The organism is Haloarcula vallismortis ATCC 29715, assembly GCF_000337775.1.
Lineage (GTDB): Archaea > Halobacteriota > Halobacteria > Halobacteriales > Haloarculaceae > Haloarcula > Haloarcula vallismortis.
The window spans coordinates 281,538-302,533 of record NZ_AOLQ01000065.1; the positions used below are offsets into that span (position 1 = coordinate 281,538).

The following is a 20,996-nucleotide window of genomic DNA, read 5'->3' on the forward strand; positions in this document are numbered from 1 at the left end:
GCCGGTCGCTATTCGAACTCGCGTTTCGTCCCGCCGTCACCGACTGCCGTTTCGATGCCTGTACTGTGGTCGGTGTCGGACCCCGGCGGCGTGATCGACTGGAGAATCTCTTCGATAACCGTTTCGGCGCTGATTTGACTTAATTCGGCGTCGCTACTCATAATGAGGCGATGGCGCAACACCGGGAGCGCCATCTCTTTCACATCGTCCGGAATAACATATTTCCGGCCGTTCAGACGAGCGACCGCTTTGGCTGTATTCTGGAGCGCGATTGTCGCCCGCGGAGAGGCCCCGTGAATGACGTTACGATGGTCTCGGGTAGCCTCGACGAGAGCGAGAATGTACTCCTTGATGCTGTCTTCGATGTGTGTCTCAGGAACGACCGTCCGAGCGTCCAGAAGTTCGTCCCGTGAGATGACCTGTGAGATAGAGTCCGCATCGAGCGCCGGGTTCGCGTCGAACCGATCCAAGATTGCGCGCTCCTCATCAGAATCGGGAATCTCAGTGACGAGTTTCATCTGGAATCGGTCGCGCTGGGCCTCCGGGAGTTTGAACGTCCCTTCCATCTCGAGCGGGTTCATTGTCGCAACGACCGTAAACGGCGTCGGGAGTTCGAGCGTCGACCCCTCGATAGAGACCTGCCCCTCCTGCATCGCTTCGAGGAGTGCGCTCTGTGTTTTCGGCGGGGCGCGATTGATCTCGTCGGCGATGACCAGATTGGTAAACACCGGCCCTTTCTGCAGTTCGAACTCGCCGTTTCGCTGGTGATACACCGTCGTTCCAGTGATATCCGCAGGGAGGAGATCAGGAGTCATCTGAACCCGGGAGTGCTGGAGATCCGTCGCGTTGGCGACGAGCGTGGCAATCGTCGTTTTCGCGACACCAGGGACCCCTTCCAGAAGCACGTGGCCCCGTGTAAGCATGGCAACAGTAATCTGCCGCAGAACCTGCTCGTTACCGATAAGAACTGTCTCCGCCTCCGATCTGAGACGGTCATACAGTACCGACGGATCAGTCATTGCGTTGACGTTCGGACCGCTGTTTAATAATGGCTTCCGTTACTCGCTGTACCTGTGTTTCCTCCCAGTCCGGGTGACGGGCGCTGACATACTTTTTCACGCCCTCTCGGGACAAGCCCGGGTTCGGCTTGTGGCCCCTTTCTTCCCGGAGTCGAGTCCGCAAAGACTCATGGAGGCGGCGGTCGTACGCGAATAGCGCCCCGACCAGCACGACGCCACAGAACAGTAACAGCACGTCTGACCGCTGCAGTGCGAGAACGGCAGCGGCCACCGGGGGGACACCACCGGCGTGCGAGTAGTCCAGCAGGGCCGTGTCGTGATTGGCGATGAGGTTCCGGACGAACCGCCGGTTGTCACCGCGCTCGAGCATCGCGTTTACGAAGATGCTCGGATCACTGACGGCAATGACTCGGCCGTCGCCGACCGATTCCCTCGTGACGACGGGTCGGGACGCTAACTGCTCTGCACCGTCGAGTTCGCCGTTGCCATCGGTGTCGAGATAGGCGTATTCAGAAGTGGTGACGAGCGTCGTCGCGTTGCCGGCCCTGACAGTCGTGCCGTAGTTGAGGACGATAGTATCGACGCCCGCTGTCTCTGGGTCGTCGCCGACAGGCGTCGCTTCTGGGAGCGAGGCGTTCCGGTAGTAATTCCGGTTGTCGTACACGGGACGGCCGTCGAAGCGTGCATCCGCACCGACAGCGGCGAGCAGGTCGTTTCCGCGTGGGCGGTAATCCTCGGCGACGACAAGTGTCCCGCCGCTCCGGACAAACTCCCGGATTCGTGTGCGCTCGCTCGACGAGTACGGCTCCGCCGGCGAGAGAATGACTGCAACGGTGTCGTCCGGGTCACTGGCCGTATACTGACTCACGTTCGTCCCAACAGTCACGTTCGCACCGGTGTCAGCCGCGACGGCTCGGAGTTCGCCTGCCCCGTCCCACTGGGAGTTATACGCACCGAACGCTGCCGAGGACGTGCTCGCGGCGTAGACGACCGCGATGATGGTAACGGCGGTGTAAGTGGCGAGTAATAGCTGTGGGAGAGTGAGCGACGGACGCCAGGAATCGTCGGGAGACGGTGTCAGTGCCATCAGACCAGCCCCGGTGGGAGAATCTCAAGGATTCGTCTGATCACCACGTAGGCAAAGCCCACCAGACCAGCTCCGATGAGCCACCAGAGCCGCCGTCGCCAGCGCGGCGATACGGCCTGCGGTGCGACCAGTTCGACCGTGACCAGAAACCCGATCAGCGAGACGACGAAAAACAGCTCCAACGTCAGCGCATCCAGCAGGGTCAACACGAGGATGCTGCCAAGCACCCACATGAGATGTCCGTAGATGAACTGCTGGCGCTGTCGGGTCGCCATACAACGGCGTTCTTGTCGGTCGACAGTCAAAGTTCCGACCGACAGCCGCCAGCAGAGACTGGATTATCTGCCCTAGCACTTCGGTTCAGTCGTCGCTGTGCTGTCTCTCGGCGACCGAATCGTCATCAGGCGTCCGCGTTCGGTCGCCGCTCGGGAGCAACGATACCGGTGCCGCCGTCAGATACGGCAGTGTTGCGACGAGGGCACCGAACAGCGCGAGCAAGACCCCGCCGACGAATATCGCTGCGAGAATTGCCGGTGGTGTTCGCGCGGAGAGGCGGAAGCCGAAGAAGACGAGCCAGCCAGCCCGCTCCAGCAGCTGTAACGCAACGACCGACAGGCCGAGCGCGAGGCCAGTCGCCGGAATCGCGATACGAGCGATGTCGGCCAAGATCGTCCGCAGAATCCGCCACTGTGTCGCGCCGGTCGAGCGGTGGATGCCGATAGCCTGCCGACGGGCGTGGACTCCCTGTGCGAACGTCGCCGTGGTACTGCCGACGGTACTCAGCGCCGAGAGGACGACAAGGACGCCGAGAATCAACTGTACGTTCCCGAACACCCCCTCGACGGAACGCTCGATGGGCGTTCCCGACGCGTATGACCCGCTGCTTGCCACCGCGGATGCCAGCCGGCGGTCCCCGGTCACCTCGTACTCTGCTGTGGTGAGGGTAGTCCCGTTGGCTGTCACACGATAGGTATACCTTCCGGGCTGGCCGCGTCCACCATCCGGAGAGAACCGCGTCTGCGTGACGTTTCCGGGCGGCATATACACGGTCCGGTTTCGGGAGACGCCGGGACCGATGACGCCGACATTGCGTGTGATCGGTTCCTGCCAGGGGTTTGCGAGCCCGACTCTGAGCGTTGGCGTCGTCAAGACCGACCCTGACGACGGAGAGATCGACAGCTCTCCGTACAGCTCCCGCTCAGTTCCACGGACGATCTGAATGTCGTGAGTCGCCGTCCGGTTTCCGTACCGGGCCGTTATCGTGTAGTTCCCCGGTTCGCGTGGCAGGGGAACGACGGCGACACCGCTCGATCCGGTTCTGAGCGACGGGCCGTTCACTGTAACAGTGGCGTTTGAAACCCGCTCTCCAGTTTTCGTGAGGACAGGGACGGAGAGCCCCGACCCGGGCGGGGCCTGTGACGGCAGCTGGTTCGGTATCTCGATACTGTTCGGCGAGACGACGGTCACTGAATGGGTGTACCCTCCGGCAGTAGCGTTTGCGGTCCCCAGTTCCGACGCGGTAAAGGAGACAGTCTTGGTCCGCTCCTGTCCCGGTGGGACGGCTATCGTCGTTGTTTGTCGCTCACCCCGATACCGGAGGGTGACGTCCCGGCTCACCCGTTCGTTACCGACGTTTCGCACGTCGACGCTGAAGTTGATGGTATCACCTTTCGTGACGCGTGTCGGCCCCGATAGCCCCGTCACGACAGCGCCCGACCGGTTGGCAGCGGCACCGTTGGCATCGTCAATCTCGGATACCGATCCCTTCACGCGAATCATGTGGACCTGTCCTGGCCCAGTCGCCAGGTCAGCCGCAGAATCAAGCGGCAGGATGAGCAGGTCATCGAGCGTCCTGTCGGCGTCGTACCGTCCGACGACGGTGACCCGGCGAACCCCGGGCTTGACGCTCCCGCTGACGGTCAGTTCGTCACCGACCTCGACGTCGAGCGTCTGTGCGAGGTCGCTCCCGATGACGGCCTCGTCGTACCGCTGTGGTCGCTGGCCTTCGACCAGCGTGGCACCGGTGACGTTCGCGAACGCGTCGTACCTCGCTCCATGGGCCATGTACGGTTGCCCGTCCGAAACTTGGGCGTAGATGATTTCCGGGCTGGCCGGCGTTCCGTCGGCCCGGAGCGCCGACGCGTACTCGCCGTCGAGGCGGCTGTTCAGCGGATGGGGGGCACCGGCTTCGGTGATCGTCCCGGAACCGCCTGCCTCGCCGCCGAGTGGAGACGCGAGGCCGGCCAGTGAGACCACCAACAAGAACGTGATGCCGAACACGGTTAGCGTCGCCGCCGTCGGGACGACCGAGCGCCACGACAGGAACGTCGGCGTGACCCAGTTCCGGACCCTCGCAAGCCTCGACTGCCCCGACTGTCCGGTTCGAGTGTGCCGGTTCCCGAGGGAGGCCGGCGGTCGGGTCGCTGCCGGATAGGCCGCGAGCGCGCCGGCGACCAGCCCCATCAAAACGAAGATTCCGGCGACGCCCGCGACGACGGTGGCGCTCTGGCCCGTGACAGTGATATCGAGCGCGATTGGGAGTCCGACATAAATTGCGACGTTGACGAGCGCCTTGATGAGAATGAGTCCGACGGCGTAGCCCAGAACGACGCCAGTGGTCACGAGGAGACCAGCGCGGAGCGTAAACAGGAGTCCCACGCGCCACCCCGACGCGCCGGTCGAGCGGATGACCCGAATCGCGTCGAGTCGGTCGCGGACGCTCATCCGCGTGACGTTGTAGACGACAATGAGGACCAGCAATCCACCGGCAGCCGCAGCGATGCCCAGCGCCCAGAGCACCTGCTCCAGGCCGCCCAGAACGTACAGGAGCGCGCTGACAAGCGGTGCCCCTTCATCGGGAAGGCTTCCCAGCCCGGTCCCGCTCGGGCTGCGGTCGATGATGAAGTAGCCGGTGACACCGACTCGCTGGGCTGTCGAGGCGTTCGTGACGTACCACTGGTTGGAGAGGAACGTCGTCCCCCGCTCCTGTGGCACGACCGAAAGCGAGACGGTGCCGTTGGACCCACTGACCGTTCGGGTCCGCTGTTGGGAGACCGGTCCCCGGCCGTCAGCACCGTCCGGCATCGTCGGCAGTCGCCCCTCCTGCCACTGGGCCGACCCCTCGATGAGTACTCTCGGCGTATCGGGTGGGATGCCGACGAGGCGAATGTCGGTTTCGTTTACCGTTGCCGTCGCTGTCGGGAGCACGGTGACATCCCCGTCAGTGTCGGGTGGGCCGTTTTCCGCGTCGTGGTACGTGACTGTCCCGGAGTTCGCAAGCGGTTCGGCGAACGTTTCCGAGTACGTGACGGCGGTGAACAACAGCAGGACCGTGCCGATGAGAAACGCAGCCGTCACGGCGATGACGACGACGGTGAGCCGGTCCCGTCTGGACCAGCGAAACAGGAGAGCGTTTCTGTATCCCATCGGTTCGTTAGTTCGTCTCCGTGGACGGGCTCGCGTCCGGCGTCGAGGCAGCATCGGAGACGAGCGTGCCGCCGCGAATGAACAGCCGTTCGTCGAACCGCTGTGCCAGTTGGGGGTCGTGGCTGATGACGATGAGGGCGGTTTCCGTCGATTCCTTCATGCTGAACAGGAGGTTTAACACCGACTCGGCAGTGTCCGGATCTAGCTGTCCGGTCGGCTCGTCGGCAAGGATTATCTCGGGGCGGTTTGCAAGCGCCCGTGCGATAGCGACCCGCTGTTTCTCGCCGCCGCTCAGCGTCGCTGGGTACTGGTGTGCGAGCCCGGAGATTCCAAGCCGTTCGAACAGCGTGTCCAGCCAGTCCGGGTCGCAGTCCCCCGCGTGCTCCTGGGGAAGCGACGCGTTCTCGCGCGCAGTGAGGTCACCGATAAGCTGGAAGTCCTGAAAGACGAATCCGAGCGTGGTCCGCCGGAGGCTAGCGCGCTGACGTTCAGACAACTTGCTCGCGTCCCGGCCGTCGACTTCCAGCCGTCCGCTAGACGGCGGTTCTAGCAGCCCGAGGACGTTGAACAGGGTCGACTTCCCGGCCCCGCTCGGGCCCTGAACGAGCATCGCCGCGTCGGACCCGACCGTGAGCGAGACGCCATCGAGAATTGTGGTGCCCCGTCGTGTGACACACAGCTCCGAGCCGACGAGGACGGGGTCAGTCATTGTCGGCCTTTCTGCCGGCCTCGTATTGTATGCCACGGTTACATACCCGGGAGAAACGGGGGAGGGGGCCGAACGATGTGCGTTCAGCAACTCGTCCGGTTCCCGCCGGGGCGAACGAGGTACACCGAATCAAGGCCCCGCGTGTCATAGACTACGTCGTTCTCGTAGCGCCACTCCGCCAGCGCCGCAGGCGAAGTCTTCTCGCTACTTGCCGGGAACAGGTGTGCCCCGGTCGTCCCCCACGACGACCGCGATAGCGTCGGGCAGCTCGGTGCCGTCCCACCGCCGAGCCACCGCGCTGTCGGCTGGTACGTTCCGTTGGTCGCGTTCGGATAGTACAAATCGACAATCCTGCTGAACGGGTGGTCGGACGCCCACTGCTCGTCGACGTGGTCTGCGGTGAATGTTGCGGCCGCGAACTGCGATTCGGTCGCTCCGGTCGGGAATGCCAGCGTATCGAGATTGACGAACGCGATAGGCATCGTCGCAACCGCAGCAACCACGACGATGATAGTCAGAACAGTTGCGAGGCGGTGGCTGTGCGTCCGTGTCGCTCCGAGCCCGCCGTCCGGCGACAGCGACCGCCGATAGGCGACCGACACGACGCCGATGCCGGCGAGCACAAACACGGGCAGGTGAACGAACGTCTGGCCCCGGAGCGCGGTCCCGTAGTACTCCGGCGTCAGCGAGGCGGTCAGCGAGAAGTACACGATGACAATTGGTGCCAGCACCAACGCCAGTACGACCGGCCCGATCAGCCGCCGATCACGACTCGCGAGCGGGAGTCCGACGACCGCAAACACCACCGGGACGGCGAACGCCGCGACCAGCACCAAGAGGCCGGTTGGCGTCGTCTGTGTCCCGGGGAACACGGTCTGTACTGCGTTCGCACTGAGGGTCAGGAACCAGAGTCCGACCGCGCCGCCGATAGTCATCCGCTGGAGGCGAGCACTCGTCCGCTGGAACCAGATCAGTGTCGCCACTAGGACGACGACCCAGGCCAGAAACAGCCCCGGATACGCGCTTACGCGGTCGACGTACGGGACCTCAAGAAGCGAGCGTTCTGCAATCCGGTAGTACCCCCACATATACACCCAGAATCCCGCGACGACGGCGAGAGCAGTGACGGCGTCACGACGCGACGGAATCCTGGCGAGATGGGCGGCTAGTACCCCTGTGAGTACCAGCGCAACGATGAGCGAGCTAAACGTATGCAGGAGCGGGAACGCAGCGAACAGGACGATCACAACTGCCCCCCATCGACGGTGGTATCGCTCCGTCGTGAGCAACCGATGGACGGCAATCGCAAACAGCGGAAGCAAGAGGAACGCCAGCGCCTCCTCGTCTGTCTGTCCGGTGCGCCGGAGATAGATGCCCTCCACCGCGAGCCCCATCCCGACCACACCCATCGACAGCGTCGTCCGCGAGGGACGCCAGCGGCTCGACTGCGCGAGGCGTTTGACTAGCGCCATCGCCGTCAGGCAGGACGCTGCGCCGGTGACCGCGACGACCGGCTGTGCGATGTACAGCGGCCGCTCACCGGTGAGTGCGCCGACCACTGTCAGAACAGCGGTAAACACGATGTTGTCCGCCCGGAACCGGGTGAACGGAAAGGACCCCGTCTGAAGCGTGTCTCTCGCCAGAGCGACGTAGCCGAATCCGTCTAGCGTCGAGGGCAGCGGTGTCCAGTGCAGCGTCGTCAGTCGGGCCGCAGCTGCCACGGCCAGCACAGCCATGATGAGCAGCACCCGCCCATTCCGGCCGTCACTCATTGGCGGGTCCTACAGCGGGTGGGTGTAAGATAGTTACCGCATTTCGACGGCCGACCCGGCTACCGTTACAGCCAATCAGCCCGAACAGATACCGCTAGCCCCCGCCAGAACCTTGCCCGACTCGGTGAACAGAAGCGGCTGGACCCGGTCCAACGCGTTAAGCAAGTCGGCTGGAGGGAGACGACCAGCGGGTTATGGGTCCCCGTTCGATCTGAACTCGCGGGCGCGCTCGACGGCTGCCTCCGCACGCGCTGGATCAACCGACGATGGTGCAAATGCTGCCGTCTCAAAGGCTTCGACCACCGTTTCGAGAGCCGTCATCTGTTCCTCCGGAACGCCGTGCTCCCGGCTTCGCTGAAGGAGTTCCCAGTGTGTAACCCCCTCGCCGAGCCCGTTTTTCGCCGCTAGCGCATCGTGGACAGCAGTGTACGCGACCATCGCTGCGGCGTCGTAGTTCCCGCTGTCAAGATGCGTCTCGACACGGTCCTCGAACGTCGGAGTCGTCGTATCCGGTTGTGTCGCCGTCTGATCGGGTCCACTCATCGACACCTCAGCTGCCGCCGCTGGCACAGTCGAGTCCGTCTCTCGGGGTTGGCGGATTCGTGATACGACAAACCAAGCTGCGCCGACAACTGTAAGCGCCGCCCCGCCACCGACGACGGGCAGCCAGCTGTAGCCGATGATCCCGTTTCCGAAGCCGGCTGCCGGCCGCTCGTCAGAGCCGAGCAGTATCGCCACCAGTGTATCGATAAGCAGGTCACTGTCCGAGTCGGAGCCGACAGGTGGGTTGCCGCCACCGGACCCGGCTGTCAGCGTTGCCGTTGCAGTCGCGTTACCGAGATTAGATTGTGGCTCGTCGAATGTGGCTATAACAGTAACTGACTCGTTGCTCGGCGGATTTTCGAGACTGGTCCGGAACGAGCCATTCCGGGTCGTCTCGACTCGCTGTGTGCCGCCCGCATCGGTCTGCAGGCGTACCGGACGACCCGCCACGGTGTCGCCATCAACGGTCCGGAGTTGCCCCTCGACGATGATCCCATCGGCCGCGCGTGATGCATTCAGTAAGAGGGTCGTTCGGGTCTCGGCGACGACAATAGGGGTTTCTGACTGGACGCCCGCAATGGCTCGGTTCTCATACGGAATCCGAGCTACAACCCGCCGGTCGCCGTCATTTATCGATGCCGGGAGTCGAATCGTTTCTGTGGCGGTGCCGTTCGGTCCGGTTGTCGTCCGTGCAACCACGGCCCCGTCAATGGCGAATTCGACTGGTACCTCATCGACACCGGCTGACTCGACGCTCACGGACGTTGTAGCATTGAACCGGTCGCCGTATCTCACCGTCTCCGTTGAAGTTTCGCTCGTCACGTCCGGCGTCACCTGTTGTACGTCGATTGTGAACGTGGCGTTGTCGGACAGGTACACCGAGTCAGTATCTGGAACGTACTCAATTGAGATGGATTGTGACCCGAGTGTAGCTGCACGTGGCTGGTACTGCGTTTCAAACACGCCGCCCGAATCCGTCTGCACGGTCTGTGTCCGGTTCTCGATTCTGAGTTCGATTGCTTCGTCTGCGATGACCGAGCCGTTCTCAGTCTGTATCTGACCGAAGACCGTTCCGGGGTCGCTAAACGATGCAGTCGAATCTATCGCCTGCACCGTGAGCGTCGTGCCGACGAGCGTCTCTTCACGGACACTCGCCTGTGTTGCCGATATCTCCGCTGTCGTCTCGTTAATCTCAGTCTGTCCCGAAGAGAGGTCGACAGACGTGGTGTTCTCGATCCGTTCGAGGTTCTGGTTCAGTGCTTCGCTCCTGTCGCTGATGTTCGATGCCGTTCGCTCCATCGCACGCGCCGTAATCCGGGCCTCGCGTTCGTCACCGCGTTCGCGTGCTGTCTGATACGCCGCGTACTGTTGCCGGTACCGCTGGACCTCATCCGTGAGATTCCGCTGGTTCTCGCGCGCGGCTTCAAACTCCTTCGCGGCGGTGTCGTCCGTATCCGACGATGTGTCACCAGCAACCTCGACGTACTGTTCTAAGCGCTTGTCGTAGTCGTCGCCGAGGACCGAGCGGGCTTGGTCGTACTGGTCGTTCGACAGCGCAATACTGCTGTTTTCTAGCTGCCCCCCCATTGTCCGGGCTAACCAGGCGGCCGTTTCGTCGCTGTACTCGCCGTCTGATACCGAGTCCGGGTTTTCCTGTTGCGTCTCGTTGTCGTCCGTCGGCGTCTCCACCTGCCGGTTCAGAGCCGGACCCCCGTCGTCGGTTCCCATCGCCGCCACCCCACCAGCGCCCGCTGTAAGTCCAAGTATTGTCAGGGTGACAAGCACGGCCCACGACTGGCTCCGGAACACACCGAGTTATTCCGCTGGTTTGATAAAATGCGTTCGGTTGACTCACCGAAAGTCCCAGTCGGGTGCCGTGATAGAAAACGACGCAATCAGCTATTTTTTTACCACGCCGACATGACTCATTGCTAATGGCTGAAACCCAGACGTGGAAACTACTCTTGCCACGTCAACTCCGCCACCTCCCGGCCGATCTGGCAGGCGTTATCGGCGTGGTGATTCTGACGAATCTGGCTGCCCTGCTGCCAGTCATCTCCGACACGCCGGTCCGCATCATCTTTGGACTCGTGTTTGTCCTCTTCGTTCCCGGCTATGCGTTTATTGCAGCGCTGTTTCCGGAGGCCGGGAGCGGCCCCACGGCCGACGATGAGACCGATTTGGGGCCACAGGCCGACGGAATCGACGGTATCGAGCGGACCGCACTCTCGTTCGGCCTCAGCATCGCGCTCGTTCCACTGGTCGGTCTGGTGTTGAACTTCACGCCGTGGGGCATCCGCCTGCTTCCGATTCTCGTCTCGCTTAGCGGGCTGACGCTCGTGTTGACCGCTGTCGCGGCCGTCCGACGGTGGGCGTTGCCCGCTGACGAACGGTTTCGTGTCCCCTGCCGTGCGTGGCTCAGTGCCGGACGTGATGAACTGTTCTCGCCGGCTTCGCGGACAGACGCGGTCCTGAATGTACTGTTGGTTCTTAGCATCTTACTTGCGGCCGCCAGCGTCGGATACGCCGTCACAGTGCCGAAAGATGGCGAGCGGTTCAGCGAGTTCTACCTGCTGACAGAAGACGAAGACGGGGAGCTCGTTGCTGACGGTTATCCGACAGAGTTTCAGCAGGGAGAGGGCCGCTCGCTGATCGTCGGTATCGGCAATCAGGAACACGAGCAGACTGATTACACCGTTATCGCCGAATTACAGCGCGTCGAGCGTATCGGCAATCAGACTCGCGTTCGGGAACGGTCGGAATTGCGGCGTTTCCAGCCGACTCTAGGTCACAACGAGACCTGGCAGCGCCAACACGAAGTGACACCCAGAATGACTGGCGACAGGCTCCGTCTCCAGTACCTGTTGTACCGTGGCCCACCGCCTGAGAGCGTGAACCAGTCGACCGCGTACCGGGAAGTCCATCTCTGGGTGAACGTAACCGGCTGACCAGTTTCTCACAGAGAGTAGCGCTACCCGCGGTATAACTGGGCTAACCCACTGCCTGCCCTTTGCACGCCGAACCCGGCGAACAGCTTTTAGTTTCTCGGATCATTCGCCTCACAGTGTACCCCGCAGGCCACTTTCTCCTTGCAGCTATCCCGCTGGCAGTGTATACGGTGGTCCGGTGGCGTCGCCTCCCGTCTGGGCGATGGTACTACTCCTGCTTGTCGCGACGCAACTCCCGGACATAATCGATAAGCCGCTCGCGTGGACAGTCGCTCTCCTTCCGAGCGGGCGAATGCTGGCCCATTCGCTGGTCGTCTCGCTCCCGATGCTCACTGTCGTTGTGCTACTGGCTGCACGCTGGGGCTATGTGCGGTCCGCCGCGGTGTTTTCCGCTGGCTACCTCTCGCACATCGCCGGCGACTTCTATCCCATCGTGTGGCTCGGGACGGAGTACTACTTCTTCCCAAACCTGTTCTGGCCGTTGTCGGCGGCGAACCCCGATAGAACGCCGTCGTTTGCGGCGCATTCGCCAGACAGTCTGCTCTCACTTGTCGTCCCCATGGCCGTTTTCGGACTGGCAATCAGCTACAGCCTCGCGACGGTGTACCAGCGGCACGGCCGGAGCTTCGCCGAAATACCACCGCGCTAACACTCCACTCAACGGTTGTCGCCTGCTGGAGTGACGACTCCCCAGTGATGGACTTCAAGTTGTTCGTCAGATATCGTCGCTGCCCGTCCAACTACCGTGGAATGAAAGTCAACGGTGCGTACGACCGGTGCATTGCAGCTGATGCACTTGAGTCTCGCCGCACGAGATGGCTTTGCGTAGTCTCCCAGTGTAAACCTTACAGTCGCATATTATCTGTAAAATAAGATTAAATTGCCCCTTTCAGCAATACTGTATCAGCAATCGCTAGTGACCGGATAGTTCAACGATTTCACAAAGTGCCTCCTAAGGGTGCACAGTAGAGAGAAAGTCGTCGCAGAAAATAAACAAAATCGCCAAGTAAACTGGGAGAGTTCGTTAGTCTCGACGCGCCAGAAACCCGGCACCTAGCAGTGCTAGCACCGCGACGAGTACGGTGAACCCGGGACCGCTTGAGCTCGTGGTCTCGACTGAACCTTCGGTTCCAGCTGTGGCGGTATCGTCGGGTTGCTGGGCACCACCACCATCATCTGCGGTCGTGGTCGTTTCGGTCTGCCCACCTTCGTCCTCTATTTCCGTGCTGTCGTCCGTGGTGGTTTGGTCTGCAGTATCGGTCGTCGATTCGTCCTCAGTGCCCTCACTATCGGAGTTGTCGTCTCCGCTATCGCTGTCGTTATCGCCGTCGTTGCTACCGCCACTGTTACTATTGCCGTCGTTGCTACCGCCATTATTGTCGCCGTCATCGTCGCCGTCGTTGTTATCGCCATCATCGCCGTCGTCGCCACCGCCACTGTTACCGCCGTCGTCGTTTCCGTCGCCGCCATCGGTTTCGTTCGACTGCGACAGTGTGATTGTCCCGGTAGCGGAGTTGATCTCGTTGGAGTCCTCGCCAACGGCGATGTGAACGTATGTGTAGGTTCCGTTTGTCCAGGAGTCCAGGGTTTCGACATCGACAGTGGTATCGGAGGCACCGGATACCGTCGTCGCCGAGGCATGTAGCACGTCGTCACCGGTCGACTCTGGCGATGCTTCGGAGAGAACGAATCCGAACAGGCCGACGAGTCCTGCCGACGGCATCGCCTCCACTGCCGTCGAGTCTCCGGTGAGGGTGGCGTCGTCATCGACCGATGAGACACCGTTGACGCCATCAAAGGAGTTCTCTACCGTGACCTGATCTTCCGAGAAATCCTCATCGATGTCACCGGTTACCCGGACGGTGCTCGTCCGCTGTTGGAGTTCGTTCTCGTCGAACAACAATACGGCGTGCGTGACAGAGTCGTCTTCCAGTTCAGTCTCGATATCGAGCGAGACGTTGTTGCCAGCGGCAACGTCGTTGGCAGCCGCATTGACCGTGGCAGGGCTCTCCTGAACCAGCGTTTGCTCGACTCCGACAACGGTCACGTTTCCATCGGCTGAAACGTTGTTGTCCGAAACTGACAGGCCCTCTCCGTCATCGACGGTGACCAGAATGAAGCCGTACGCACCGCCGGCGTCAGGCGTGTACGAGGTTTCGAGCACACCGTTGTCATCTATCGAGCCGACCCCTTCCGCGTCATCTAACAGTTCGACCGAGTTGGCGTTGGAGTCGTTGGTAAAGATACTGGCTAGATCGGTTCTGGCGCTTCCTTCGCTAAACCCGGCCGCAGTTGGGTCCTCGGAGAGTCTGACAGCAAGCAGTTGTGCCTCGTCGCCGGCAACTCCCGTGGTTCCAGCCCCTGTCGTTGATTCGAACGTGAGATCCACTGATTCGCCTGCCTGGTGGATCGTGTACTCCTCTCTATTGAGGGGAACATCACCGGTCTGGGCGGATTCAATGTTGATGTACGTCTGTGGGGCTGCTATCGCCGTGGGGCCGGTGGAGGATGTCCGAAGCGGGAGCAGTGACCGCTCCCAGACATCCACGTTTTCCGTCACTGCCGTCGTTTGTCCGTCATCCACTGGCGTTGCCGCCGCTGACGTTACCGACAGGGGAGCGGCTAACACCAGCAGCACTGTAATCGCACAAATTACAGTGTGTTTCCCGTTTGGTGTTTTATACATTATTGAATTTTTTCGAAAGGACGCGGTATAATTCTTATGCAGTGACATTCGACGATACACAGTGTCATATGACGGTTATAGGACACGTAGACACTGTCCCAAGGCTGTATGTTGCGATCGCTGAATCGTGTCTCGGTGCGTGCCTGTTTGGATTAATGCAGGTTGTGCAGAAATTGACTGTTCGACGCCATCCAGCTGATGGCATGTCCGGAGAAAATATAGATATCCCAATAGATTACTATGAGGTCGGATACGCCCAGTGACGCCCGATGACGAAATGTATGGTTTGTTTGACCGACGCAGTCCGTGACTATCGACCGTTCAGTTATTCTGCCCCGTTTCCGTCGTCGTTACCAGTGGCATTCGTTCCAGCAGCGGAATCTGGGGGGCCGCCGCCGTTGTCCGGGCCGCCACCGTTTTCAGGGCCGCCGCCCGGACTCAGTGCCACTGTGCCGGTATCCGAGTTGATAGTTCCGGACTCGGTACCGACTGCGACGTGGATGTACTGGTACGCGCCGTTTGGCCAGGAATCCAGCGTCTGGACTGTTACGTTGGCATCAGAGTCAGCGCTGACGACCGTCGCGGAAGCATGGATGACGTCGCCGTCGGCATCCGATTCAGCTTCAGAGACTACCATGCCGAATACACCCTGTAACCCGATTGCAGGTAGCGACTGATTTCCGGAGAGATTGATGCCTTCGATACTGGTGTTGCCTCCGACTGTCGCAACACCACTGACGTTGTCAAAGGAATTGTCCACAGTGATCTGGTCCGGACTGAAGCTCTCGTTTAGCTCGCCAGACACGGTCACTGTGCTTGACTGCCGTTGCAGTTCGCCGCGTCTCACCAGTGCCACTGCGTGCGTGGCGTTTTCGTCCTCGATTTCGGTGTCGACATCCAGCGTAACGTTGTCACCGGGAGTGACCGGATTCTGAGTCGGTTCGACGGTTGAAGCGTTGTCCTGTACAATCGCTTGCTCGACGCCGACAACAGTCACGTTCCCGTTGACGGAGACGTTGCCATCCGACACCGATAGCCCCTCGTCACCCTCATCCACAGTCACCAGCACGAAGCCGTACACTCCGCCTGACTCGGGAGTATAGGACGCGTTCAGTTCACCCTCAGCACCGATTTCACCGACGCCCTCTGCGTCATCGAGTAACTCTGCCGTCGTGATATTCGAATTGTTTGCGAAGAGGTCCCCGAGTGAGCTCGAGATGTCGCTGGTGTTTGCACCTTCGGTGGTCGGTGCCTCATCCAATTTGACAGCGAGCAGTTGCGCCTCGTCGCCAGCGAGTGACCTCGTCCCGGCACCGATCCTCGGTTCGAAGGACATGTTTATCGACTCGTTGCGCTCGTGGATCGTCACCGTCCGCTTGTTAAGCGGCAAGTCACCGGTTGCGGCCGATTCGACGTTGATGAACGACTGCGGTGCCGCTACCGTCGTTGGCCCCTCCGACGTCGTTCGGAGCGTGAGCGGGGACCGTTCCCACACGTCGACGTTTTCAGTTACCGATATCGACTGACTCTCGGCGACAGGAGTTGCCCCGACGGTGGACATCACTGATAACGGACCAGCGAGCACCAGTGCGACTGCCATCACGAAGACAACAGCCGGCTTTAGTATTGGCGTTTTTACCATTGCTGAAACATTACTGATGGCTTTGGTATATTTCTTGTGCAGTGACACTAACTAGATAGCTCAAGAAGTGCTCTAGAGGCATAAAACATACAAACTGGAGTTAAATTGAATATAGAATTTTAATCATACCTTTTTGATAATTATCGGATGATAAAATGATGAACTACCCTCAAAACAGTGTATGTGACAATTCAATAGCTGTAAGCTATGTTAACTGCTATACTAACTGAGGAAATCTGGTACAGTTTAGCAGAGCTCCGGCTTTGCTAAGCAGGCGGTACAGGACGGTCACCGAGGACTGCTCAGAGACGTGGCGTCACAATGGTACCCGATCCCGTTGAGTAGTCGGAGGCATGATATCAGCCCGGTTTTCGAGCAAATTATCACATGAGAAACGCCGTCAGAATTCAGTCACAACGAGCGCTTAGCGGAACCACACCACGGTGGTCCACATCGCGGATGCCTCTCTCTGCCACGTCGGGTCGGAAAATTGCGAGGGAAGATCGCTCCGTGCGAGTCTTCCGGCACCGATCGGCTCCCGTCTCTTTCGCGAGGTACCACCGGAGTCGGCGGCGTCCTCGCGACCATGACGATGGCCGCTCACTGTTTGTGAGGGACCGTGTCGGTCCAACAGTGCGAGGGAAGGGATTTGAACCCTTGGACCCCTACGGGAGCGGATCTTGAGTCCGCCGCCGTTTCCTGGCTTGGCTACCCTCGCACGCGTATTGCATTCGGTACACACGGTGGTGCAGTATAAATGTCGTACGGAAGCGACTCGGGGCCAGACGATGGGACAATCGAATTTCCCGGCACACTGAAAGCGGGTGCTGTCATGTGATCAGGTCTGCACTACATTCTAGTACCTACTGTAACCGACAGAACCGGTGGTTTGACCCACCGTGAACTGGTAGTGTACGCATGGACGACCACACGCGTGACCCGACCGTCGAGGCCCCCGACGGGAACCCATCGGGATGGCGGACCGACGGTCAGTGGGAACACGAGACGCTCAGACGGGCCGTGGTCCACGGGGTCCGCCTCTACAACTCCGGGGAGTTCCACGAATCACACGACTGCTTCGAAGACGAGTGGTACAACTACGGCCGCGGGAACACGGAGAGCAAATTCCTCCACGGAATGGTGCAGGTCGCCGCCGGTGCGTACAAGCACTTCGACTTCGAGGACGACGACGGGATGCGGTCGCTGTTTCGCACGTCGCTGCAGTACTTTCGTGGCGTCCCCAACGACTACTATGGCGTCGACCTGCTTGACGTGCGGACGACGGTCACGAACGCGCTGTCGGACCCGACGGCGCTGCACGGCTGGCAGATCCGCCTCGACGGCGAGTACCCGACGTGTCGCCCGGAGGACATCGAGTTTGCGGAGTCACTCGAACACTGACTGAATCCGGATAATTCTAAAGGCTGGAAGTGTTAGCACGGGTAGATGCGAATCGAGCAACTGGGAGATGGGGATCCAGAGGTGGCCATCGTGGGGAGCATCCACGGCGACGAACCGTGCGGCCGGGACGGCATCGAAGCCGTCCTTGCCGACCCGCCTGCGGTTGAGCGCCCTGTCAAGTTTATTATCGCGAATGAGGCCGCCCTCCAGGAAAACAAGCGGTATCTCGATACAGACCTCAATCGCTCGTTCCCCGGCGACGCCGACAGCGAGTCCCGTGAAACACGGTTAGCCGCGACTATTACGTCTGAGCTCCGTGACTGCACCGTGCTTTCGCTGCACTCCACGCAGTCTTACGATGGAATGTTTGCCCTTGTCGACGAGCTCACGCCAGAGATGGAAGCCCTCTGTAGCGTGCTTTCCGTGGACGCCGTCGTACAGACGAAAGGCGCAAATGAGGGGCGAATGATCGCGACAGTAGACTCTGTTCTCGAAGTCGAGTGTGGCTATCAAGGCTCTGCTGAAGCCGCTGAGAACGCAGCGCAGGTCATCCGGGAGTTCCTCGCTGCTACCGGTGTTACCGCTGAGTCACCTCCACAGCGAGAGACGTCACTGCCAGTGTTCCAACTCGGCGAGCCGATTCCGAAGGCAGCGGCCAACCAGTACGAGGTATTTGTCAGGAACTTCGAGCCGGTACCCGAAGGCGACCCTGTAGCAGCGGCCGACGACAAAACCATCGTTGCCGAGGAGCCGTTCCACCCGGTTTTGCTCTCAGCCTACGGCTACGAGGACGTGTTCGGGTTTACCGCGGATCGGATCGGAATGTTGGACTGATCTTGGGTTGTGCTGTGGTCCGACTGTACCTCTGTCGAATCACTGACGAAAGCGTAGCCGTCCAATGAGCTACTGAAACTACCGCTCCGTCCGCCATCGGCCGACTCTGTCTGCTCTTTTTGCCGTTGTCTGGACGCTCACCGAAATAGCACCACACACGGTAGCGCTACTATGACAAATTCTATACATGCAGAAGAGGTTTACAACCACGGTTGAAACGGGACAAATGCTACTATGCCCTCCAAGCAAGCCGTCAGTAGCCTCGGGAGTCTGCTCGCCGTACTCGGGCTCTCCGGGGTCGCAACAGCACAGTCTACGGCCTCAGGCGGCGTCGGTGATCCAGCCCTCAACGTCGTCATCCGGTTCGGCGTCGGGTTCGCCATTCTCGCAGTACTGGGCGCCGCAGCCGCCGCTATTGGCCCGACGTACACGACTAACGCCGTGCGAGAGATTCAGGACAACCTCGGCGGTGCAATCGGCTGGGGTATCCTCGTCGGTATTTTGGTCCCTATCGGGCTGGTGATACTCGCACTGACAGTTATCGGCGCGCTGATCTCGATCCCCGGATTGCTCCTCATCGGTGTCCTCGGTATCATCGGCACCGGCATTACTGCCGTCTGGGTCGGTAACTCGGTTCTCGGCAATGACGGGACCGTTAGCGCAACAGACGGCGTCGCTGGCGGACTGTTACTGGCCGTCCCCTTTGCGATTCCAGTCGTCGGTGGCTTCCTCCTCAATCTCATCACGCTCGTCGGTCTGGGCGTAGTCGGACGAGACCTGTACGAGAGTTGGTCGGACTGAGCGGTCAATCGTCCCTGGTCTACCTGACAGCAGTGGTGTCATCAAGTGGATCAGCTAGCCCCGGGACACCCGAGTTTGTAGGGGTCGTCGTCCACGTCCGGCGGAATCGAGATGGCGGTTGGTTCGCCGTACTCACTGTACTGAACGGTAATCGTCGCGGTTGCGGTCGCTCCACGCTGTGAGATTTCTATGGTAAGTTCCGACTGTACGGGGCGGTTCGTATCCGGGTCAAGCCACAGTCGTGCTGTCGCGTTCTCAAGCGAGCCACGGTTTAGATCCATGTCGCCAGCCTGTCGGCGGTCGATGAGTGATTCGATGGTGTCAGCGCTCGGGGACGCCGTGACGAGAATAGTCCGGTTGCCCTCAAGGGTCTTGTTACCACGCCAGTACACATTCGAGCGCTCGAACAGCAGCACTTGCCGGTGGAGCGGCGTCGCGGTCGCCCACGGTTCGGAGCGCGAGACGTTCTCGACAGCGTAGCCGCCCCAGGGGTCCTGACAGCCCTGGTACGCCCTGTAGCCGTCGACGTAGGACTTGACTGTCTGGTCTTGCATCCGTGTCGTCGCCTGCATCCGTTTCGCGGAGACGTTCACCGCACCGCTTCCATCGACGCTCAGCGTTCGCGACTGGTCGCCATCCGACGCAGTCACCTGCATGTCCATTTTGAATCGGTACGCTTCGACTGGGGCTATCGAACGATTCGCCTCCTCGACAGCCGCGACAGCTCGCTCGTCGCTCGGCGGCGGGCTATCACTCATGAATGTACCACACCCGGCGAGGAGGGACACGAAGCACACAGCGAGGAGCAATCGTCGCATACGCTATGTTTGTTCACCCTCGTTTCAAAAACGTCGCGGGTCTGACTTATCACAGGACAATCGCTACAAATCGGCCCATTCTCGATAGGACAACCGTGGGATAATCCCCGGTAGAATGGACCAACTCGTCTCTGGTAGTCCTTAGCTTCCCATCGCCGAGCACGACAGATTGGCAAGCGAACAGTAACAATCCAGAGCTGGAGCAGTCGGGGCTCTCCGTTGGAAACTGAAATCGATTTCACAAAACATATTCTAATTTCTACTATTTCTAAGGTTAGTTCGAATCGCAAGACATCGACCAAGGTTAGAAATCCGATTATGTCCTAACTATAATAGAAATATATATTTCGCAGTTCTCGGTGTGTCAAAACTGGCTTCGACAAAGGCTCTGTCATCCGATATCAGAAGTTTTGGTCGTTCAGCTCCGATATCTGCCGACTGGTCAGTCCACCGGTTTAGCTAGGTTCGACAGCGGCCACGCACGTTCTTTCGGTGGGAGGCATCTGGGTTGGACACCCGGAAATCGACAAAGGACGGCGTTCGGTTGGTTTGTGGGTTTCAATCTCTCGCCTCTATCCTTGACACTATGTTTCCCGTCAGGTTACGAGACCACTCCTACAGTATCCTAAGATTTCGACTGCGTCGAGTAGTAGTCACTGCTGAGGAACAGCTTGCCCAGTAAGACATTACAGCGAAACACGTAGCAAATTCTCATAATCGGGTTCAAAGGCCGCAAGAAACGTTCTATACTCTGTTCCGTTCAGGCTATGACGAATCCCATCGAAACACAGAATCCCGACATCAAAGCCGTAAGCACGGCTGAAATGCGGAATACAGAAACCAAGATCGTCCCTCAACCTGCCTGAATCGGCCGTCAAACTCCCCACCTGAGCTAGTCATAATCGGTTCCCGTCTGGCGATTAGCAGGAATAGACGTAGTGGCGACTACCGCCCGTCGTCAGAAACACGAATCAGGAGGCAGCCGCCCGCTCCGTACAGATCGTAATCCCACCGGGTGACTACTGGCCGTCCTCACCACGGTGACTGCGTCCTAGTTCTTCCTCTCCCTCGTCGATGGAAGTGTTCTTGCGGCCGTCAGCGCCGATTATGAAAACCACCCCATCACCGAATGTTCAACTTAGATTCCAAAACCGGCAGGAAAGCGCCGCTACTGGTAGTTAGGAAGGGGTACAGTGAGTGGCTGTTCGTCGTTCCAGTTCGGGACACCATGTGACAAACATAGCTGCGGAGTAACGGACCGAATGCAACCGATCATTCGTCTTTAGTTAGGCCTCACACCTCGGTTGCGC

15 protein-coding genes and 1 tRNA gene are annotated in these 20,996 nt (G+C 60.1%); 5 read left to right on the forward strand and 11 right to left on the reverse strand.

Features of this window, described 5'->3' with window-relative positions; all coding sequences use genetic code 11:
- Window positions 1-8: 8 nt before the first annotated feature.
- The 7 genes from C437_RS16315 to C437_RS16345 form a co-directional block, all read right to left on the reverse strand.
- A complete protein-coding gene (locus C437_RS16315) occupies window positions 9-1,019 on the reverse strand; it encodes an AAA family ATPase (RefSeq protein WP_004518100.1) in 1,011 nt (336 codons plus the stop codon).
- Entirely contained in the window at window positions 1,012-2,106 is a 1,095-nt protein-coding gene (locus tag C437_RS16320) for a DUF4350 domain-containing protein (RefSeq protein ID WP_004518101.1), read from the reverse strand. The genes C437_RS16315 and C437_RS16320 overlap by 8 nt, the downstream gene beginning before the upstream one ends.
- The gene (locus C437_RS16325; RefSeq protein WP_004518102.1) at window positions 2,106-2,381 is read right to left on the reverse strand and encodes a hypothetical protein; all 276 of its coding nucleotides are present in this window, start codon (window positions 2,379-2,381) and stop codon (window positions 2,106-2,108) included. The genes C437_RS16320 and C437_RS16325 overlap by 1 nt, the downstream gene beginning before the upstream one ends.
- A gap of 85 nt (window positions 2,382-2,466) precedes the next feature.
- Window positions 2,467-5,532: an ABC transporter permease gene (locus tag C437_RS16330; protein ID WP_004518103.1), complete on the reverse strand. Its 3,066-nt coding sequence runs from the start codon at window positions 5,530-5,532 to the stop codon at window positions 2,467-2,469.
- Window positions 5,533-5,539: 7 nt separating this feature from the next.
- Window positions 5,540-6,241: an ABC transporter ATP-binding protein gene (locus tag C437_RS16335; RefSeq protein ID WP_004518104.1), complete on the reverse strand. Its 702-nt coding sequence runs from the start codon at window positions 6,239-6,241 to the stop codon at window positions 5,540-5,542.
- 83 nt (window positions 6,242-6,324) lie between these two features.
- Window positions 6,325-8,013 (reverse strand): hypothetical protein, encoded by a 1,689-nt coding sequence (locus C437_RS16340; protein ID WP_004518105.1) that lies wholly within the window; start codon window positions 8,011-8,013, stop codon window positions 6,325-6,327.
- A gap of 192 nt (window positions 8,014-8,205) precedes the next feature.
- Window positions 8,206-10,284 (reverse strand): hypothetical protein, encoded by a 2,079-nt coding sequence (locus tag C437_RS16345; RefSeq protein WP_049919859.1) that lies wholly within the window; start codon window positions 10,282-10,284, stop codon window positions 8,206-8,208.
- 206 nt (window positions 10,285-10,490) lie between these two features.
- Between C437_RS16345 and C437_RS16350 the strand changes: the two genes are divergently transcribed.
- Both C437_RS16350 and C437_RS16355 read left to right on the forward strand, forming a co-directional pair.
- The gene (locus tag C437_RS16350; protein ID WP_004518107.1) at window positions 10,491-11,504 is read left to right on the forward strand and encodes a DUF1616 domain-containing protein; all 1,014 of its coding nucleotides are present in this window, start codon (window positions 10,491-10,493) and stop codon (window positions 11,502-11,504) included.
- A gap of 178 nt (window positions 11,505-11,682) precedes the next feature.
- A complete protein-coding gene (locus C437_RS16355) occupies window positions 11,683-12,153 on the forward strand; it encodes a metal-dependent hydrolase (protein ID WP_241431700.1) in 471 nt (156 codons plus the stop codon).
- Between the two features lie 375 nt (window positions 12,154-12,528).
- Here C437_RS16355 and C437_RS16360 read toward each other — a convergent pair whose 3' ends face one another.
- The 3 genes from C437_RS16360 to C437_RS16370 all read right to left on the reverse strand — a co-directional run bounded on the left by C437_RS16360 (window position 12,529) and on the right by C437_RS16370 (window position 16,550).
- Window positions 12,529-14,190, reverse strand: a complete 1,662-nt coding sequence (locus C437_RS16360) for a PGF-CTERM sorting domain-containing protein (protein WP_079992068.1) — start codon at window positions 14,188-14,190, stop codon at window positions 12,529-12,531.
- Between the two features lie 325 nt (window positions 14,191-14,515).
- On the reverse strand, window positions 14,516-15,790 hold the full coding sequence (locus tag C437_RS16365) for a hypothetical protein (protein ID WP_004518110.1): 1,275 nt from the start codon (window positions 15,788-15,790) through the stop codon (window positions 14,516-14,518).
- A 676-nt stretch (window positions 15,791-16,466) separates the two neighbouring features.
- A tRNA-Leu gene (locus C437_RS16370) sits at window positions 16,467-16,550 on the reverse strand.
- A gap of 200 nt (window positions 16,551-16,750) precedes the next feature.
- Here C437_RS16370 and C437_RS16375 point away from each other — a divergent pair.
- From C437_RS16375 to C437_RS16385, 3 genes are all read left to right on the forward strand, one after another.
- Window positions 16,751-17,233: a DUF309 domain-containing protein gene (locus tag C437_RS16375; RefSeq protein ID WP_004518111.1), complete on the forward strand. Its 483-nt coding sequence runs from the start codon at window positions 16,751-16,753 to the stop codon at window positions 17,231-17,233.
- Window positions 17,234-17,278: 45 nt separating this feature from the next.
- The gene (locus C437_RS16380; RefSeq protein ID WP_004518112.1) at window positions 17,279-18,067 is read left to right on the forward strand and encodes a M14 family metallopeptidase; all 789 of its coding nucleotides are present in this window, start codon (window positions 17,279-17,281) and stop codon (window positions 18,065-18,067) included.
- 234 nt (window positions 18,068-18,301) lie between these two features.
- Window positions 18,302-18,868: a hypothetical protein gene (locus tag C437_RS16385; RefSeq protein ID WP_004518113.1), complete on the forward strand. Its 567-nt coding sequence runs from the start codon at window positions 18,302-18,304 to the stop codon at window positions 18,866-18,868.
- Window positions 18,869-18,918: 50 nt separating this feature from the next.
- Here the strand turns inward: C437_RS16385 and C437_RS16390 are convergent, their stop codons facing one another.
- Entirely contained in the window at window positions 18,919-19,626 is a 708-nt protein-coding gene (locus C437_RS16390) for a LolA-like protein (RefSeq protein WP_004518114.1), read from the reverse strand.
- Between the last annotated feature and the right edge of the window lie 1,370 nt (window positions 19,627-20,996).

Bases quoted from the DNA above. Each gene is read 5' to 3' on its own strand.
- C437_RS16340 (WP_004518105.1), bottom strand. From the start codon at position 8,013: ATGAGTGACGGCCGGAATGGGCGGGTGCTGCTCATCATGGCTGTGCTG.
- C437_RS16360 (WP_079992068.1), bottom strand. From the start codon at position 14,190: ATGTATAAAACACCAAACGGGAAACACACTGTAATTTGTGCGATTACA.
- C437_RS16315 (WP_004518100.1), bottom strand. From the start codon at position 1,019: ATGACTGATCCGTCGGTACTGTATGACCGTCTCAGATCGGAGGCGGAG.
- C437_RS16380 (WP_004518112.1), top strand. From the start codon at position 17,279: ATGCGAATCGAGCAACTGGGAGATGGGGATCCAGAGGTGGCCATCGTG.
- C437_RS16385 (WP_004518113.1), top strand. From the start codon at position 18,302: ATGCCCTCCAAGCAAGCCGTCAGTAGCCTCGGGAGTCTGCTCGCCGTA.
- C437_RS16390 (WP_004518114.1), bottom strand. From the start codon at position 19,626: ATGAGTGATAGCCCGCCGCCGAGCGACGAGCGAGCTGTCGCGGCTGTC.
- C437_RS16320 (WP_004518101.1), bottom strand. From the start codon at position 2,106: ATGGCACTGACACCGTCTCCCGACGATTCCTGGCGTCCGTCGCTCACT.
- C437_RS16325 (WP_004518102.1), bottom strand. From the start codon at position 2,381: ATGGCGACCCGACAGCGCCAGCAGTTCATCTACGGACATCTCATGTGG.
- C437_RS16330 (WP_004518103.1), bottom strand. From the start codon at position 5,532: ATGGGATACAGAAACGCTCTCCTGTTTCGCTGGTCCAGACGGGACCGG.
- C437_RS16375 (WP_004518111.1), top strand. From the start codon at position 16,751: ATGGACGACCACACGCGTGACCCGACCGTCGAGGCCCCCGACGGGAAC.
- C437_RS16365 (WP_004518110.1), bottom strand. From the start codon at position 15,790: ATGGCAGTCGCACTGGTGCTCGCTGGTCCGTTATCAGTGATGTCCACC.
- C437_RS16350 (WP_004518107.1), top strand. From the start codon at position 10,491: ATGGCTGAAACCCAGACGTGGAAACTACTCTTGCCACGTCAACTCCGC.
- C437_RS16335 (WP_004518104.1), bottom strand. From the start codon at position 6,241: ATGACTGACCCCGTCCTCGTCGGCTCGGAGCTGTGTGTCACACGACGG.
- C437_RS16345 (WP_049919859.1), bottom strand. From the start codon at position 10,284: ATGGGAACCGACGACGGGGGTCCGGCTCTGAACCGGCAGGTGGAGACG.